We start from the raw sequence: 17,783 nt of genomic DNA, 5'->3' as shown, positions 1-17,783 counted from the left end.
GAGCGCTCGCCCGCAGCGTTCTTTCCTTCCTACACCAGACCGGTCACGTCGTCTTTCACACAATGGGTGCGAGAGAAGTTGCCGCCTGCCGGGTTGGGCAGCTCGCTGTAGCTCATGCGGTTGATGTCGGTGCGGTGCCCGTCTTGCTGTGGATTCAAGCCGGTGGCACCGTGGCTTGCACAGTCCGCCAGCGCATTGCTGCCGGACTGGTAACACTGGCCGCTGGTCACACCCGTGTGCGGCAGTCTCTCTACGTGCCAAGTGGTGTCGAGCACGTAATAGCCGATGCCTTCATAGGTATAGGTGGCGGCCAGGTTGGCGATGATGCTGTCTTTCTCGCTCTCTTTGGCGGTGTAGAAGTGAAAGCCCTTGCCGGGTACAAAGAAACGGTAAAACGGAATCAAGCCGGCGCCAGCCACCTGGCTGGCGTAATAGGCCACGCCCTCATGGTTGAACTGCGGGAAATTGGCCACCACGTTGGCCCGCTCCGTTTCGCTGATGGTGTAGAAATGCACCCCGGTTTGGGTGTTGAAAAAGCGGTGCACCGGGCTCAGGCCCGGTGAGAACGCGCTGGCCACCGAGAAGGCTTCGCCTTCCAGGCTGTAGGGCGGCGAGAGGGTGTTGGCCACGTTGTCGCGCTCTGAGACGCTGGTGGTGAAGAAGTGGGCGCCGGTGTTGCTGTTGGAGAAGCGGTACACCGGAATGCGCATGGCCAGGGCCTTGCGCGCCACGGCGCCTGATTGATAGGCGCTCTTGGCCGCAATTTCTCCTGCCTGGAGTTCATCAAGAGAAGTGGCCGAGGCTTCGGCGGCCTGCGCCTGCTGCTCGGCAGAAGCCAGATCGGCGCTGCTCAAAGCGGCGCTTCGCTGGAACGCGGCGGGGTCTGCGCGGCGGGTTGTTTCAGGTGAACCGGCCCCGGCGCCCGATGCCGCCTGGGTGCCCGCGAGGTCAGAGCTTGCACTGCCGCCACCGCCGCAGGCTGTCAGAAGGACCGCCATTGCAGCACCGACCAGGCACCGATGAAACGGAGCGGGCTGAACCGAACCACGGCTGCGGCAATTGAGCTCATCGCTGGACGTGGAGGGGCTCTGGGCATCCCGGCTGGACGGGTTTGACTGGTTCATCTTCGCCTCCTTGTCGTTAACCCCTGCGCGGGCAAGAAGGGCTGGCGCTGAGGGGGTTACACCGGGTCAGAACCTTTTCCGACGTGCCAGAAGGCGAACTCTGAAAGACCTCGGCCCAGCGCCAGTCCATTGGGTCACAGGGCCGCGGGTGCCCACAATAGGCCGAACGGCCCATAAGGCGGGACAAAAGCCGCCATCTGTGCCCCCTTTGGGGTAAGTGATTGCTCTGCCAGCGTCATTTATGAAAACGATCAAGGCACCGCGGGCAGGCTTGCAGCGCACAAGACCGGTCGCGAAGTCGCCGCTCCCGCGAAGCTCAAAATCGAGACACCACCGGGCCCCGGATTTCCTGAAAAACGGAAAGATCAGTTGCCCCTTTTAGGGCATCACCGCCCCCTCTAGGGATAGCTTCTAACCAGACGCACGGGCAACTGAACTGTCCGTTTTACGTCGTAGCTGAAGCCCGAGCCAAACTCGACGAAGCCAGCAAAATCAGCAGCGTCACCCGGCGTGGTCGTCCACGAGAAGGCTGTATTGGTCCCTGGGAATACGCCACTGTCCAGGGCAGGAGAGGCTCTGCCGTAGTCAACCAGACTGCCGAGTTCTTTGATGTTCGGCATGCGCCATGAACCGTTGTGGGCAAATATCAATGCCAGATTGTGCGTATAAAGCGCGGGCGTTCCGGTGCAAGCCGTGCCGTTCCAAACCTGTCCTTGCTGGCAACGGCGCCAGATCAGACCCGTTTGACGGTCGATCGCGGCATTGTTGGCAGCGTCCCCGGTGTAGCTCAGGGAGGTGATCAGGTAGCGAGGGCCTGCCCAAGTGGCGCCGCGAACCAGGCGAACCGAATTGGTATGCGAACGCAAGCTAACCTGTAACGCCGACCCGAAGAAGCCAAAGTCAGCCCGCCAACCGTAAGTCGGGTCCGAATGAAGCACGTCAGATGCCCAGTAGTACTGTGGAGAAGTGTTGGGAAACCAGTCGACATCCACCCTGGGGTCTCCTCGAATGCCACCAAACTTCTCGATACCTCTCAACTCCTGCACGGTGGGCAGGCGCCAGTCATTGAATCCGCACAGCGCCAGACCATTGAGCAAATGCACATAGGCGGAGACATCATCTGTAGCGTTGTTCCCGAGGTTGGTGTACCGGTTATCCAGCGACCTGAAGCCGTTTTTCGTTTTCCCCTCCCAGATCAAACCCGTCACGTTGTCTTTCACGCAACTGGTGAGGGCATTGCTTCCCACGGCGCTGTAGCTCAAGGCGTTGATGTCTGCTCGATGGCCATCTTGCTGAAAGTTGAGCGTCGTGGCCCCACTGCCGCCACACGCCACAAACACATCGCTGTTCGCCTGGTAACACCGTGCGCTGGTGATGCCTGTGTGCGGCACAGCCGGCGTCTGCCAGTCGCTGCCCAACACGTAATAGCCCACACCCTCGTAGCTGTACTGAGGCAGCGTGGCGATGATGTTGTCGCGCTCACCCAGGCTGTTGGTGTAGAAGTGAAAGCCCTTGCTGGCGTAGAAAAACCGGTACAGCGGCGTGTAGCCGGTACCGGCCAGGGTGCTCGCGTAATAGGCAATGCCTTCGTAGTTGAACTGAGGGAGGTTGGCCACCACGTTGGCGCGCTCGGCCTCGCTGATGGTGTAGAAATGCACCCCCGTCTGGGTGTTGTAAAAGCGGTGCACCGGGCTCAGGCCGGGGATGGTGGTGGCGCTGCTGTAAAACGCCGGGCCTTCGTAGCTCATGTACGCCAGCGTGGCCTGCACGCTGTCGCGTTCGGTGGTGCTGGTGGTGAAGAAGTGGGCGTTGGTCTGGTTGTTGAAGAAACGAAACACCGGCACGCGCGAAGCAGCGCTTTTGGCTTGGCCGAGGGATTTGGCTTCAGCAAAGCCGCCCTCCCCCTGCACGGGTTCTGGCCCGGCGCCACTCAATAACTTGCCCTCAAACGGCTCAGGCAACACACCGGTTTTGGCGATCTGGGCCAACTCGTCGCTGTTCAACCGCGCGCCTTCTTTTTGAAGAGCGGTGGTCTGGGCGCTGGGCGGTGATTGGGTGGTGGCCGCGAACGCGTTGACTGGTTCGGCGTTTGCGGCCAAGCTGACACTGCTCGACGTATCTTGACCGCCACCGCAGGCGGTAAGCAGCGCACAAAACGCAGCAATTACCAGCCAGCGCGAGGACAGCCCGTCGAACGGGTGCAGAGCTTGTTTCATGAGTTTCATCCTTCGAAAATGACGATCCAAGGTGGTTGGCCGTCCAAGATCACTGACCGATGCGCACCAGCCGAACCACATGGACGTTGCCGCGGCCGCTGCTGCCCACGTAGCCCCCCCCGGAACTGAGTGCCCATGCACCGCCGCCGAAACGCACCTCGGGGGACGATGACCATGTTTCCCCGGTACCGGCGCCTGGAAACGCAGCGTGATCGATTCGCGCTCCACTGCTCACACCCAGGTCCACCAGACTGGTAAGCTCCTTGATATTGGGCATTCGCCAGTCGCTGTGAACCTGCGCATGAACAAGCGCTTGCTCATGGGTGAACGCGCTCACCGTTCCCGTGCAAGCGCCGCCACCCCAGACTTTGCCTTGTTCGCATCGGCGCCATTGCAGGCCGGTCCAGGCGTCGTTGACCACGTTGTTGGCGCTATCGCTGCCGTATGCCTCCGTGCTGTAGCTGTACCGCGACCCACTGGGCGAGCTCCCTCGCACCAAACGCACCGCATTGGCATTCGACCGCGGTTCGGAGTAGGTTTCTCCTTTCAGAAAGTTGACGTACCAAGCCCTGGAACTGTCGATGCTGTTCAACTCAACGCTCCAATAGCGGTTTGAAGCCGTATTGAAGAACCAGGAGACTTTGATCGCCGGCGCCGTGGTGCTGCCATAGTCAATGAGGTTGAGCAATTCCTGTCGCGTGGGCAAACGCCAATCGTTGAACCCACACAGGTTGGCCGAGTTCACGGCGGCCACATAGCCGCTGGTGTCGCCGGGCAGCCCGTTGCCCAGGTGGGTGTAAGTGTTGCTGCCTGCCCGCGTGTCGACGGCTTCTTTGCCTTCCCAGATCAAGCCTGTGACGTTGTCTCGAACACAGCTGGTCAATGGGTAGTTGCTCACCGAATAGAAACTCATGGCGTTGATCAACGTGCGGTTTCCGTCTTGCTGCCGGTTCAGCTTCATGGCTTCGACACTGCTGCACAGCACCAGCGTGTTGCTGCCCAACTGGGAACACTGGCTGCTGGTAATGCCCGAATGCGGCAGTTTCTCAGCCCGCCAATCGCTGTCGAGCACGTAGTAGCCGATGCCTTCATAGGTGTAGGTGGCGGCCAGGTTGGCGATGATGCTGTCCTTCTCGCTCTCTTTGGCGGTGTAGAAGTGAAAGCCCTTGCCGGGTACAAAGAAACGGTAAAACGGAATCAAGCCGGCGCCAGCCACCTGGCTGGCGTAATAGGCCACGCCCTCGTAACTGAACTGCGGGAAATTGGCCACCACGTTGGCCCGCTCCGTTTCGCTGATGGTGTAGAAATGCACCCCGGTTTGGGTGTTGAAAAAGCGGTGCACCGGGCTCAGGCCCGGTGAGAACGCGCTGGCCACCGAGAAGGCTTCGCCTTCCAGGCTGTAGGGCGGCGAGAGGGTGTTGGCCACGTTGTCGCGCTCTGAGACGCTGGTGGTGAAGAAGTGGGCGCCGGTGTTGCTGTTGGAGAAGCGGTACACCGGAATGCGCATGGCCAGGGCCTTGCGCGCCACGGCGCTTGATTGGTAGGCGCTCTTGGCCGCAATTTGCCCGGGCTGGAGTTCATCAAGCGCGACCAGTGCATTGGCATCATCATCAGCGGCTTGCGCCTGCTGCTCGGCCGCAGCCAGATCAGCGCTGCTAAGGGCCGCGCTTCGGGCAAGAGCTGCTGGGTCTATGGTGGGGCGCGTTCCGGGAAATGCGCCCGCCTCGCCAGTTAACGCCGCCTGGGTACCGACTGTTTCATCAGCGGAGCTGCCACCGCCACAGGCCGCAAGCAAAGCAGAAGTGGCCAGAGCCACAGCAACAGCGGGCCAGCGCATGGGCAACGGAGCAAAAGGCTTTGAAGCTTGTTCCATGGGTTTCTTTCTTCCAGAAGCATTTGCGTTGCAAGGCGGATTCGCCACCTCAATTAGGGGCAGAACGCACCAAACGAACCGCGTGGCCAAGACTGCGGGCGTCGTAGGCCACGACGCCGCTGAAGAAGCTGACGCCCGAGGCATGGCTGGCGTTACCCACAAGGGGAGAAGATGCCCACGTGCCATTACCAACGACACCAGGAAACGCCGTCGAGTCGACGTTTGCACCACTGCTCACGTTCAGGTCCATCGCGCTGCTGAGCTCTTTGATGTTGGGCATTCGCCAGCCGCCCTGCCCTTGGGCATGGGCGATTGCCAGCTCATGGGTGAAGGTGCTTACCGTTCCGGAACAAGCGCTGCCGCTCCAGACCTGCCCTTGCTCGCAGCGGCGCCATTGCAGGCCGGTCCAGGCATCGTTGACGACGTTGTTGGCCCCATCGCTGCCATAGGCAACCGTGCTGTAGCTGTAGCGGGGCCCGCTGGCCGAGCTGCCTCGCACCAAGCGCACTGAAAAGGTGTTTGTACGGGCATCATGGTACGAAAACGCGCTTTGAAAATTCACAAACCAAGCACGGGTGCTATCAGTGCTCGCCAGCTCAGCAGCCCAGTAGTAGGAAGCAGCCGTATTGGGAAACCAGGTGGTGTTGACCGCGGGCGCATTGAGGTTGAGCAGTTCCTGGCGTGTGGGCAAGCGCCAATCGTTAAAACCGCACAGATTGGTGGCGTTCACCGCCGCCACATAGCCGCTGGTATCTGTAGCCAGACCGTTGTTCAGATGGGTATACGTACCGCTGCCGACCCGCGGTCCGTTGGCTTCTTTGCCCTCCCAAATCAGGCCTGTGATGTTGTCTTGAACGCAGGAGGTCAATGCGCGCCCACCCACGGCGCTGTAACTCATGGCATTGATGCCCGCGCGATGACCATCCTGCTGCTCATTCAAATCACCGGTTTCAGGCATGCTGCACGCCACCAGGACGTCGCTGCCCGCCTTGTAACACTGGTCGCTGGTCACACCCGTGTGCGGCAGCTTCTCACCCCGCCAATCGCTGTCGAGCACGTAGTAGCCGATGCCTTCATAGGTGTAGGTGGCCGCCAGGTTGGCGATGATGCTGTCCTTCTCGCTCTCTTTGGCGGTGTAGAAGTGAAAGCCTTTGCTCGGCACATAAAACCGGAAGAACGGCGTCAAGCCGGCGCCAGCCACCTGGCTGGCGTAATAGGCCACCCCCTCATGGTTGAACTGCGGGAAATTGGCCACCACGTTGGCCCGCTCCGTTTCGCTGATGGTGTAGAAATGCACCCCGGTTTGGGTGTTGAAAAAGCGGTGCACCGGGCTCAGGCCCGGTGAGAACGCGCTGGCCACCGAGAAGGCTTCGCCTTCCAGGCTGTAGGGCGGCGAGAGGGTGTTGGCCACGTTGTCGCGCTCTGAGACGCTGGTGGTGAAGAAGTGGGCGCCCGTGCTGCTGTTGGAGAAGCGGTACACCGGAATGCGCATGGCCAGGGCCTTGCGCGCCACGGCGCCTGATTGGTAGGCGCTCTTGGCCGCAATTTCTCCCGCCTGGAGTTCATCAAGAGAAGTGGCCGAGGCCTCGGCGGCCTGCGCCTGCTGCTCGGCAGAAGCCAGATCGGCGCTGCTCAAAGCGGCGCTTCGCTGGAACGCGGTGGGGTCTGCGCGGCGGGTTGTTTCAGGTGAGCCGGCCCCGGCGGCCAACGAGGCCTGGGTGCCCAACACGTCTGAGGCTGAACCGCCGCCGCAAGCGGCAAGCGCCATCACGCTGAGCAGCACCCAAGGCTTGCCAGCCTGCCGCAAAAGATGCACCGACTTCACCGCTGTTGTCAGAGTGTGGCTGTGGCTACCGAACGTCATCGAAATCTCCTTGGGGGCATGGTTTGATGGCGAAAGCGCCTCAAACTTCAACGGTTCATGCCACCAAGAAACAGCGAAGAGCCCAAAAGGCCGCACTTGGTTTGGCAAGAAACCAGCCCATGCTAGGACTTTTCAATACAGCCAGACAGTGTCGAAAGTCATGGTTGCCAGGCCGTCATCGCCTTGAAAACAACACTTTGACCCCTTTTGAGGCCAACCAAGCCAACGCCCGCGTGACGCCACCCTTGCCGAGAAAAGGGGCGTCAACACAGCGCCGCTGAGCCACAGCGCTGGCCAGCCGTTTGCGAACGCCTAGCCAGGGGTCAACGCCGGATCGATCACCTGCCCCGCCTCGATCGTGATCCGCCGCTCGCAGCGCTCGGCAATTGCCAGGTCATGGGTCACGAGCACCAGCGTGGTGCCCAGTTCGCGGTTGAGTTCAAACATCAGCGCCATCACCTTGGCACCCGTGGCGAAATCCAGGCTGCCCGTAGGCTCGTCCGCCAGCAGCACAGCCGGGCGCACCACGAAGGCCCGCGCCAGCGCCACACGCTGTTGCTCGCCCCCAGACAACACTTTCGGGTAGCTGTTGAGCCGCTCACCCAGACCTACACGCTCCAGCATCGCCGTGGCGGCCGCCCGGGCATCGCGTCGGCCCGCCAGCTCCAGCGGCAACATCACGTTTTCCAGTGCGGTCAGGTTCGCCAGCAACTGGAAGCTCTGGAACACGAAGCCCACCTTTTCCGCCCGCAAGGCGGCACGCTCGTCTTCGGTGCGCTGGTACAGATCCACGCCACCGATCAATACCGTGCCCTGGCTGGGCGTGTCCAGCCCGGCAATGATGGACAGCAAGGTGCTTTTGCCTGAGCCAGAGGCGCCCACGATGGCCGCAGTCTCCCCAGCCGCCAGGGAGAAATCGATATCGCGCAAAATGGTCAACGAACCTGTCGAGTCGGTTACCGACTTGAACACGTGTTGCACCCGAATCATCACATCTGACATGGCATTTGCCCGGAAAGGCTTCGCAAGTTGAAACGCCGTCACTTTAACGCCCTGCTCTCTTTGGGCGCAGCCATAGGGTCAATAGGCACCTTGCCTCAGGCATGGGCGCAGGCCAAAGCGCCGGTCATTCTGGTCGTGGGCGACTCACTGAGCGCCGAATACGGCGTGAGACGTGGCACGGGCTGGGTTTCGCTGCTGCAAGAGCGGCTCAAAGCAGCCAAGCGCCAGGAAGTGACCGTGAACGCCGGCATCAGTGGCGACACCACGGCTGGCGGACGCTCCCGCCTGCCCGCCCTGCTGCGCCAATACAAACCCACAGTCGTCATCATCGAACTCGGCGGCAACGACGCCCTGCGCGGCATGCCGCTGTCCACCACCCAGGCCAATCTGGCTGCGATGGCCCGGGCCAGCCAGGAAGCGGGAGCCAAGGTGATGCTCGTGGGCATGGAAATGCCGCCCAACTACGGTGCCCGGTACACGCAGCAGTTTCGTGATCTGTTCCAAACGGTGGCGAAAAGTGAAAACACAGCGCTGGTGCCTTTCCTGCTGGCAGGCGTGGCCGACCGCCCCGATGCGCTGACCTTGTTTCAGGCCGATCGCATCCACCCCAACGAGAGCGCCCAGCCTCTCCTGGCAGACAACGTCTGGCCCACGTTGCAGAAGCTGCTCGCCAAAAGCTGACTTTGCCCAGCCATTCATGCCGACTGGCGCCGGGCGAGTTCAAAGGGTGGCGATAATTGCGCATGCCCGTACACATCCTGCCTGCCACCGAAGCCCTGCGCCAACTCGATCAATTTGACACCCTCATTGACGCGCGCACCGAAGACGAGCACGCGCTGGACCACGTTCCCGGCGCCCTCAACTGGCCCACGCTGGACAATGCCCAGCGCATCACCATCGGCACGATGTACAAGCAGGTCAACGCTTTCGAGGCCAAAAAACGCGGCGCAGCCATTGCAGCGCGCAACATCGCAGCCCATATCGAAGCCGAAGTGCTCGACAAGCCACGGGGCTGGAAACCCCTGGTGTATTGCTGGCGGGGAGGCAACCGCAGTGGCTCACTCGCCACCATCCTGAGTGCCATCGGCTTCCATGTGACCCTCATCGAGGGCGGCTACAAAGCCTGGCGGGCTGCGCTGGTCGACGACATCGCCGCCGTTGCCCCAACACGCAGCTACCGCGTCGTGTGCGGCCCCACCGGCAGCGGCAAAACCCGCTTGCTGAAAGCCCTGGCTGACGAGGGCGCGCAAGTGCTCGATCTCGAAGCCCTGGCCAACCACCGGAGCTCCGTGCTCGGCCACATCCCTGGCCTGCCCCAGCCCAGCCAGAAACGCTTTGACAGCCTGATCTGGGATGCCTTGCGCAAGTTCGATCCGGCGCGCCCTGTGTTTGTAGAGAGCGAAAGCAAAAAGGTGGGCAATGTGCGCGTGCCCGACGCGCTCATCAACGCCATGCGCGAGAGCCCATGCATCGACTTGCACCTGCCCAACGAAGAACGTGTGGCACTGCTGCTTGAGGATTACGACTTTTTCGTCACCGATCCGGCTCACTTTTGCGACCGCCTGCAAGCACTGGTTGAGCTGCGTGGCAAGCACGTGGTCGATGCCTGGGTGGAAAAAGTGGCGGCAGGGAAAACGCCCGAGGTGGTTCTGGAGCTGCTCACGCAACACTACGACCCCATGTACTCGGCTTCGATCAAGCGCAACTTCAGCCAGTATGGGCAAGCCACAGCTGCGGTACTTGATAGCCGGTCGGCCGCAGACTTGAAATCGCTCGCTGTCGAACTGGCGAGCAAACCATAAGCTGATTCAAGCTTTGGGCACCGTGTCGGGCAGCCTGAGCCGCCAAACAGTGCCACGCGGGTCTGCCACAACGATTTGAAGAGCCCCTCCCAGTGCCGCTGTCCGTTGATGCATGCCGGGCAATCCACGCCCTGGTTCTACCGATTCGGGGTCGAACCCATTGCCGTTGTCAGTGATCGTGATCACGAACTCACCGCCCTGGCGCCTGGCCTCCAGACGAATCTGTTTGGCCTCTGCGTGCTTGATCACGTTGGCAATGGCTTCACTCAGCATGGCCAATACATGCTGGGCGGCTTGTGCACTGAGCTGGAGACCGAGCGCAGGGTCTACGTCCCAGACAAGGTAGATGCCACCATGTGCCAGACGGTTTTGTACCCGTTGCCGCAACTCGGCCAGCAGCTCGTTGAGGCTGCGTTGTTCCTGAGAGGCCAACCCGCCCACATGGCGCAATTCATCGGCCAGATCTTGCAGCAGCAGAACGGTTTCATCAGGGGACAACACGCCTTTGCGCGCTTGAAGCAAGGCGCTCGTGAGGTTGCTGCCCAACCGGTCATGCAGGTCTTGCATGATGTTGTCGCGTTGCGTGTCGAGGCGGCGTGCCACCTCAAGCTGCTGCAGGCGCACGTGTTGTTCCGAGAGTCGAATTTCCTGCTCTGCCAAGCGGTTCTTCAGTTCACCCTCATGGCGCTCCGTGCTGTTCAATGCGGCCACCGTGCGTCGCCCGACCGCGTACATAAATGCAAAGTAGAGCACCACAACCCCGAGGGAAAATGAATAGAAACTGTCCGGATTGGTTTGATTCGTAAGGTTCAAGAGGGTGTGCACACCCAATCCCAAGTGTGTCAGAAGCGCCAGAAAGATGACCACGCCTTCGCGACGGGGGTGTCGAATGACATGCCATCCGAGAACGAGCAAACCCACCATCATCACCGCGATATTTCCATACTGCTGGGCGATGAGTGCGCTCTTTTGCCAACCCCAGACCGGCAAGGTTACGAAAGTGCCCAACACTGCATAAAGCAACATGACGGCGGTCAATCGCGGCACGCGAATGCTCTCCAGTTCAAAGGCAAAGATGAACCCCAGAATCACCATCCAGTTGATCGAGGAATCCATGACGGATCCAAACCACAACCAGAGTGAATCGAATCCGGTGACGTCAAATGAAAACTGCAGGCATGTGACAGACCAGATCAGCGCATTGAACCCGAGCAGGGCAAACATGCGGTCCTTCGGGCGTGACCAGGCCAGATGGAGCGACACGACCATCAACAGCAACGCCATCACAGACATGAAGCGTGGCAGGTCAAGGTACAAAACATTGCGCTCCTGCCAGGCGGAATCGACCACGTCCATGGGTCCCACAAAAAGCGAGCCCACGGAATAACCCAAGGGCTCTGCATAGGGCACCGCAATGAGCACTTCCCGGGCCCCGAGGGGCACCGTGATCCGCAGGGGCACATTCCATTGGATGCGCCAGTCCGACAAATTGGACTGAATCAGTTTGCCGTCCGCCCAGACCGACCAGGCGCCCCCTTGCACGCGAAAACCCAGTAACCCCTGACGCCCATGGGAACGGGAGCCTTCGGCGTCAACAGGAATGGGAATGCGAAACCAGGCCCGCAGTTTGGGCGCATCAGGAGGGAGCTCAACCGAATGCCCCAACTCAATGAAGTTGGGCAGCTCGACAGGCGTCCAGTGAGCCTCTTGCCAATTGGGTGGCGTACGCACGATGTCTCGCACAGTCGTCTGATCGATGACCCGGTTGCCCAAAGGCTCATGCCAGACAGACACGCCCTCAACCCGTTTGAGCTCGGCCAAACGCGAAGGCGCCTGCAGATAGGTCCACCAGCTGAACACCCCCATCGGCAACGCCACCATGGCAGCCAGCCACCACACCCAGCGAAAGGCTGCGACCGAATCAGGAGATGAGTCCGGCCATGCGCGCTTCATAGAGGGCCGTCTGCAGGTTGTTCGCTCCGAGCTTCTGATAAGCCCGCGCAGCCTGGGTTTTGGTGGTGGACTCGCTCACGCCCATGAGTTCTGCGCACATTCGAAACGCATAGCCCTTGTTCAAAAGAGTGATCAGCTCGAGTTCCCGGGGGGAGAGATCGGGCAAGGGGAGCAAGAACCCGTCATAAACGGTGCGTATCAGGTCTCCGGCAACCTGGGCCGTCATTTGCAATTGCTCGGCGGCCTCTTCCACTGTGTATCCGGAGGCCAGATGCAGCAGCACGTTGTAGGCCGGGTGTTCCTGAACCAACGCATGACGGGCCAGCTGCTGCAGAAAGCGCTGGGCAATCTTCGGGTGAGCGGGGCTTTGCCCCATTGCCAAACCGTCGATACCGTTTAACCATTGTTCGGGTTGATCCGACTTGTATATGTAGCCTTTAGCCCCCGCCCCGATGGCGTTCATGAGGTCGTCTTCATCGCCGGTCATGGTCACCACGCCTGAGGTACAGCGTTGGCCCCAGCGCAACTGGGCTGCCCGGATTATTTTCAGGCCTGAACCCGAAGGCAAACCCAAGTCGACCAGCAACACATCGGGCCTATCCCCTTCAAGCAGTTGCAGCCCGGTGTTGAGGTCTTTGCTGACGCCAATGATCTGGTGTCGGCCCGAAGCCTGCACAGTGGCAATCAAGGCCTCTCGGAATTCAGGGTGGTCTTCGACCAGTGCCACGGTTACACGACAGGAGTGCGCGTTCATCGTCAAAGCCAGAAAGGTGGGCTGCGCTTCACCTGAGGCAGCTCCGCAGAGCCTAACTGCACGAACCGTCGGTTGGCTTGGCGCTTCGCACTATTTGACGCAGATGTATCTTTTTATCTACATTGCCGCGCCCGCTGCACTGAAAGTGAATGCCATTGATCCGCTTTTGACGGGGGCGCCCCCTACCCTCCAAGCGAAACAAATGCACTCTGTTTGCGGTTGCCCGGGAATATCGCCCACACCGCAAAGACCCAATTGATCAACCGCCTGCGGGCTCTTCACCTGGGACGACAGGTGGTGGCGCCATGGGGTTTTCAACCGGCGCGTCATCGTATGGTTTGCCAGCAGCTTTTGCCCTGGCCTTTTCTTCTTTCTTCTTTTTCTTGGCGAGCTCGCGCTGGCGTTTTTCGTATCCGTAGTTTGGAGTTGCCAAAACAGTCTTTCTTTAAGGGGTTGGAGAAAAGGATTTGTTCATGTGGTCAAACCTGCCAGGGCTTGCGCCAGGTCTGACTGGAGGTCTGCAACGCTTTCAAGACCCACCGCGAACCGAACCAGGCCCCCTTTATGGGGCCATTCTTGGGTTCGGATACCAGCGATGTTGTAAGGCGCGCACAGACTGATGGGCCCTGCCCAGCTCCAACCCAGCTTAAAGCATTGCAAACGGTCACAAAATGCATCGATCTGGGTTTGGCTCAACGCAGCGTCAAACACGGCGCTGAACAGGCATGCCGCTCCCGTTGCATCGCGCTTCCAGTTCGCGTGCCCAGGAGAGTCGGGCAGGGACGGGTGCAGAACCTTGGAGACACCCGGCTGGGTTTGCATCCAGGCGGCGAGCGCCCGGGTGCTTGCATCCTGGACCTGGTATCGCAGCAACATGCTGCTCAGGCCACGCAAAACCAGCTCGGTGTCGTTGCCGCTCACGTTCAAACCCAGCCGCATGTGGGTCAACAGAACCTGCTTGTGCAATTGCTCATCGCGCGTGACGACCGAGCCCATCAAAACGTCAGCGCCGCCGCTGGGGTATTTGGTGAGGGCTTGCATGGACACATCAATGCCCAGGTCAAAGGCATTGAATGCGATGCCCGCGCCCCACGTGTTGTCAAGTGCGGTGATGACTTTGCGGTCACCCTCACCTCTTTGCGCATTGGCGTCCCTGACCACGGCAACGAGGCCAGGCAGGTCGGGGTATTCAAGCGTGATGGATCCGGCCGCTTCCAGCCACACCAGACGCGTCTTCCCCGAAATCTTGGCGGCGAGGTCTTCGGGATCTTGCGCATCGTAATACCGGTGCGAAATACCCCATGCAGCGAGTTCGCCATTGGCAAACGACTTGTTGGGTCCGTAGGCGTTGTCGGGAATCAGCAGCTCATCACCCTGGCGCAGGAAAGCCATGTCGACCAGCGTCACAGCAGACAAACCGCTGGGTGCCAGCACGCAATATCGACCCCCCTCTACGGTCGCAATGCGTTCTTCGAGCGTATAGGTGGTGGGCGTTCCGTGCAGCCCGTAGGTGTAGCCACTTTTATCGATCCACTCCTGCGTGCGCAAGGCATGCACATTGGGAAAGATGACGGTAGAGGCCTTGTGAACCGCAGGCGCAACGGCATCGAAGCCCTCGGGCGGGCGGTAGGGATGGTGAATGAGTTGGGTAGACAGTTCGCTCATGCGGGTAGTGACTTCTGGTGTTTTTGTACACCCTGAAGCCTACCCCATGGGTCGCTGCGGCGAAACCGAATGGGCAATGCCCTGGTCACAGCTTCCACTTTTCCAACAGCTGTGCAGGGCGCAAGCTGTCGTAGCTCTCAAACGGCTGGTGAATCCAGGGGTTGGTAGGCAGAAATTCGACCGAGTAGTCGGGCGTAAAGGTCGACAGCTCTTTGGTCCAGATCACGGCGCTGCGCATTTCGGTGATCGCTGGGTAGTTGTTCGTCAGCTGGCCAATCACAGCCTTGAGCGTGTGGCCTGAGTCAGCCAGATCGTCCACCAGCAAAACCTTGCCCGCGATCTCGCCCTTGGGCGTGGTGATGTAGTGGGCAATGTCGAGATTGCCCTGCTCGGTGCCGGCATTGGCACGGTAGGAGCTGGTCGACATGATCGCCAGCGGAACATCAAAAATGCGGGAAAGCACGTCGCCTGGGCGCATACCGCCGCGGGCCAGGCACAAAATCGTGTCGAACGCCCACTCCGACTGGTACACCTTGAGCGCCAGCTTTTCGATCAGGTTGTGGTACTCGTCGTAAGAGACGTAAAGGTGGTTACCGTCTTCAGTCAGCATGGGTCACTCCAGAGGGCTTGCAGTTTGGGAGATTCTGCGCCACGTTCATGCGGCGTGGTAGGGATGGCGCAGCAAAATGGTGTGGTCCCGATCCGGACTCGTTGACACCACATGCACCGGTACGCCAGTGGTTTCTTCAATGCGTTTCAAATAGAGTCGCGCATTCTCTGGCAATTTATCGAATTCAGTGACACCCACAGAGGAATCGGTCCAGCCAGGAATCACTTCATATATCGGCTTGCATCGGGCAATTTCATCGGCACCCATCGGCAATATATCGATGGTTTCGCCATCCAGCTCATAACCCGTGCACAACATCAACTCGGTCAAACCATCGAGCACGTCAAGCTTGGTGATACAAAGGCCTGACAGACCGTTCACCTGGGCCGAGCGTTTGAGCAAAGCCGCATCGAACCACCCGCAGCGGCGACTGCGGCCAGTGGTCACACCTTTTTCAGCGCCTACCGTGGCCATGTGCCATCCGGGTGTGCCCTCCTTCTCCCAATCGAGTTCGGTTGGGAACGGGCCACCACCCACACGGGTGCAATAGGCCTTGGTGATGCCCAACACGTAGTGCAGCATGCCCGGGCCCACACCCGCGCCCGCCGATGCATTCCCGGCCACACAGTTGCTGGAGGTCACAAAGGGGTAGGTTCCATGGTCGATGTCGAGCAGCGTGCCTTGCGCACCTTCGAACAACAGGTTGACTCCTGTGCCATGGGCATCGTTCAACTCACGGGAGACGTCCGCGATCATGGGTTTGAGCTGCTCTGCCTGGGCCATGGCTTCAGCGTATACCGGCTCAAACTGAATCGCACCGTCCTTCATGTAAGCGGCGATCTGTGCATCCCAGTCCATGTCGGCTGAGTGCAGGTAGGTCGTCAAGACATGGTTGTGCAGATCGAGCAATTCGCGCAGCTTGGTGGCGAATCGCTCGGGGTATTTCAGGTCTTGAACGCGCAGTGCACGGCGGGCGATCTTGTCTTCGTAGGCAGGGCCAATACCGCGCCCGGTGGTGCCGATCTTTTCGGTGCCCGCTTTAACTTTCGCAGCTTCGCGCGCGATATCGATGGCTGCGTGAAAAGGCAGGATCAACGGGCACGCTTCGGACACACGCAGGCGTGAACGCACCTCTATGCCCGCTTTCTCCAGCCCGGCAATTTCTTCGAACAACTTGGCAACCGAAACCACCACACCATTGCCGATGTAACACTTCACACCAGCACGCATGATGCCGCTGGGAATCAGGTGCAGTGCGGTTTTCACGCCATTGATCACCAACGTATGGCCCGCGTTGTGTCCGCCCTGAAACCGCACCACGCCTTGAGCGCTTTCGGTAAGCCAGTCGACCAGCTTTCCTTTGCCTTCGTCACCCCATTGGGTGCCTACCACGACCACATTGCGCCCAGGTACCACGGCGCTGTTGTTGTTCATCATCTGCTGTTTTCCGATCAAAGAGTCTTTACGATCCATGCGCCGCTGTTGGCCGGGTCTTGCACCAGCTCGCGATCGCATTGGAATTCATCCATTTCGTGGCCGTGGCCAGGCAAGGCGCAAACCACCGTCTGCCCCTGGGCGCGCAGCGCCGCAATGGCCTGGCGCAGGCCTGAATCCATACCCCAAGGCGCCCGCACTGCAGCAACCAGCGGGCGCGGTAAAACAGCGCTGACCAATTCCTTCACATCCAGACTGAAGCCCACCGCCGGGCGGTTGCGTCCAAAGACGGCACCCACTTCGTCGTACCGGCCACCACGCGCCAGCTCCAACGCTTCGCCTTGCGGACTATGGCTGAAGATGGCAAATCGCATGCCTGTGTAGTAGGCATAACCCCGCAAATCGGCCAGGTCAATCGACACCCTCATGCCTTCGACATGTTTGGCCAACCAGGCCAGGTTATCGAGTGCGTTGTGCAGCTCGGGCGATGGCTGAAGCAATCGCCGGGCCTCGCTCAACACCTCTACGCCACCAAACAGTGTGGGCAAGGCACACAAATCTGCACGCACCGGGGCGGGCAAGTCTCTGGACAAAGACTTGAGCTCGGTCACGTCTTTGGCGGCCAATGCCGCATGTATCGCGTTGGTCTGGGTCTCGTTCAACTGAACCGGAGCGAGCACCGCATCAATCACGCGCACATCGGCCAGATCGAGCAACAACTCACCTGCGCCGGCACCACTCAGGCAAGCATGGGCCAATTCAATCACTTCAAGATCAGCCTCCAGTCCCGCATGGCCATAGATCTCGGCACCAAACTGCATCGGCTCACGGCTGGCCAGAGGCCGGTCGACCCTGGTGTGTACCACGGGGCCGCAGTAGCTCAGACGTGCGACACCTTGCCTGTTGAGCAAGTGGGCGTCGATACGGGCGACCTGGGGCGTGCTGTCGGCGCGCAGGCCGAGCGTGCGCCCCGAGAGCTGATCAACGAGCTTGAAAGTTTGTAAATCGAGGGCTTCACCAGTACCTGTGAGCAACGACTCCAGGTGTTCCAGCAAAGGAGGCATCACCAGTTCGTAGCCAAAACTACGGGTGGTATCCAGCAAACCCCGACGGAGTTCTTCGATGTGCCGAGCTTCTGAAGGCAAGACATCGGCTATGTGATCCGGAAGGACCCAGGCTGACATGGGCATGATGGGCAGGCTGTTAAAACAAGGATTTTACCGGGCCGCGAAGCCGCTTTAAGCCGATCTGTCGCCTCCGGCTGACGAACTGACCGAACAATAGACTCAAATTCAGTCCATCAGCCACCAGCTGGTGGCCCCGATGACCAGACAAACCAGGCCGAAAAACCGAATTTGCCCATCGCTCATTTGCAGCATTTCAGAAAACACCCGACGCCAAAGACCGGGTGCCACAAAAGGCAGGAAGCCTTCCAGAATCAGAAAAAGGGCCAGGGCGGCCCACAAGGTGTCTGACACACCCCGCC

General features: G+C 60.1%; 15 protein-coding genes. 2 read left to right on the top strand and 13 right to left on the bottom strand.

The window, feature by feature from the left end; all coding sequences use genetic code 11:
* Positions 1-29: 29 nt before the first annotated feature.
* The 5 genes from LPB072_RS10880 to LPB072_RS10860 form a co-directional block, all read right to left on the bottom strand.
* Positions 30-1,124, bottom strand: a complete 1,095-nt coding sequence (locus LPB072_RS10880) for a hypothetical protein (RefSeq protein WP_157559282.1) — start codon at positions 1,122-1,124, stop codon at positions 30-32.
* A 398-nt stretch (positions 1,125-1,522) separates the two neighbouring features.
* Positions 1,523-3,340, bottom strand: a complete 1,818-nt coding sequence (locus LPB072_RS10875) for a DUF1566 domain-containing protein (RefSeq protein ID WP_197508940.1) — start codon at positions 3,338-3,340, stop codon at positions 1,523-1,525.
* Positions 3,341-3,389: 49 nt separating this feature from the next.
* The gene (locus LPB072_RS10870) at positions 3,390-5,213 is read right to left on the bottom strand and encodes a DUF1566 domain-containing protein (protein WP_070263918.1); all 1,824 of its coding nucleotides are present in this window, start codon (positions 5,211-5,213) and stop codon (positions 3,390-3,392) included.
* Between the two features lie 49 nt (positions 5,214-5,262).
* Positions 5,263-7,077 carry a DUF1566 domain-containing protein gene (locus LPB072_RS10865; RefSeq protein WP_157559281.1) on the bottom strand — a complete coding sequence of 605 codons (1,815 nt, stop codon included), beginning with the start codon at positions 7,075-7,077 and terminating at the stop codon, positions 5,263-5,265.
* Between the two features lie 312 nt (positions 7,078-7,389).
* Positions 7,390-8,079: an ABC transporter ATP-binding protein gene (locus LPB072_RS10860; protein WP_066087651.1), complete on the bottom strand. Its 690-nt coding sequence runs from the start codon at positions 8,077-8,079 to the stop codon at positions 7,390-7,392.
* Between the two features lie 27 nt (positions 8,080-8,106).
* Between LPB072_RS10860 and LPB072_RS10855 the strand changes: the two genes are divergently transcribed.
* Both LPB072_RS10855 and mnmH read left to right on the top strand, forming a co-directional pair.
* Positions 8,107-8,760: an arylesterase gene (locus LPB072_RS10855; protein WP_082876798.1), complete on the top strand. Its 654-nt coding sequence runs from the start codon at positions 8,107-8,109 to the stop codon at positions 8,758-8,760.
* Positions 8,761-8,822: 62 nt separating this feature from the next.
* Positions 8,823-9,881 carry a tRNA 2-selenouridine(34) synthase MnmH gene (mnmH, locus tag LPB072_RS10850; RefSeq protein ID WP_066087657.1) on the top strand — a complete coding sequence of 353 codons (1,059 nt, stop codon included), beginning with the start codon at positions 8,823-8,825 and terminating at the stop codon, positions 9,879-9,881.
* 6 nt (positions 9,882-9,887) lie between these two features.
* Here the strand turns inward: mnmH and LPB072_RS10845 are convergent, their stop codons facing one another.
* The 8 genes from LPB072_RS10845 to LPB072_RS10815 all read right to left on the bottom strand — a co-directional run bounded on the left by LPB072_RS10845 (position 9,888) and on the right by LPB072_RS10815 (position 17,775).
* Entirely contained in the window at positions 9,888-11,834 is a 1,947-nt protein-coding gene (locus LPB072_RS10845) for an ATP-binding protein (RefSeq protein WP_066087660.1), read from the bottom strand.
* Positions 11,803-12,588, bottom strand: coding sequence for a response regulator (locus tag LPB072_RS10840; RefSeq protein WP_082876799.1), 786 nt, complete (start codon positions 12,586-12,588; stop codon positions 11,803-11,805). Before LPB072_RS10840 ends, LPB072_RS10845 begins: the two co-directional genes overlap by 32 nt.
* Before the next feature lie 259 nt (positions 12,589-12,847).
* A complete protein-coding gene (locus LPB072_RS23680) occupies positions 12,848-13,021 on the bottom strand; it encodes a hypothetical protein (RefSeq protein WP_197508939.1) in 174 nt (57 codons plus the stop codon).
* 38 nt (positions 13,022-13,059) lie between these two features.
* Positions 13,060-14,253 carry a PLP-dependent transferase gene (locus tag LPB072_RS10835; RefSeq protein ID WP_066087668.1) on the bottom strand — a complete coding sequence of 398 codons (1,194 nt, stop codon included), beginning with the start codon at positions 14,251-14,253 and terminating at the stop codon, positions 13,060-13,062.
* Positions 14,254-14,338: 85 nt separating this feature from the next.
* On the bottom strand, positions 14,339-14,863 hold the full coding sequence (locus tag LPB072_RS10830; protein WP_066087671.1) for a phosphoribosyltransferase: 525 nt from the start codon (positions 14,861-14,863) through the stop codon (positions 14,339-14,341).
* 45 nt (positions 14,864-14,908) lie between these two features.
* Positions 14,909-16,300: an adenylosuccinate synthase gene (locus LPB072_RS10825; protein WP_407927806.1), complete on the bottom strand. Its 1,392-nt coding sequence runs from the start codon at positions 16,298-16,300 to the stop codon at positions 14,909-14,911.
* Positions 16,301-16,314: 14 nt separating this feature from the next.
* A complete protein-coding gene (locus tag LPB072_RS10820; RefSeq protein WP_066088296.1) occupies positions 16,315-17,481 on the bottom strand; it encodes an ATP phosphoribosyltransferase regulatory subunit in 1,167 nt (388 codons plus the stop codon).
* Positions 17,482-17,589: 108 nt separating this feature from the next.
* Positions 17,590-17,775 (bottom strand): DUF2065 domain-containing protein, encoded by a 186-nt coding sequence (locus LPB072_RS10815; protein WP_066087674.1) that lies wholly within the window; start codon positions 17,773-17,775, stop codon positions 17,590-17,592.
* Positions 17,776-17,783 lie beyond the last annotated feature (8 nt).

The sequence above is a fragment of the Hydrogenophaga crassostreae genome (assembly GCF_001761385.1).
GTDB classification, from domain to species: Bacteria; Pseudomonadota; Gammaproteobacteria; order Burkholderiales; family Burkholderiaceae_C; genus Hydrogenophaga; species Hydrogenophaga crassostreae.
This window is presented reverse-complemented; position numbering and strand designations above follow the sequence as displayed.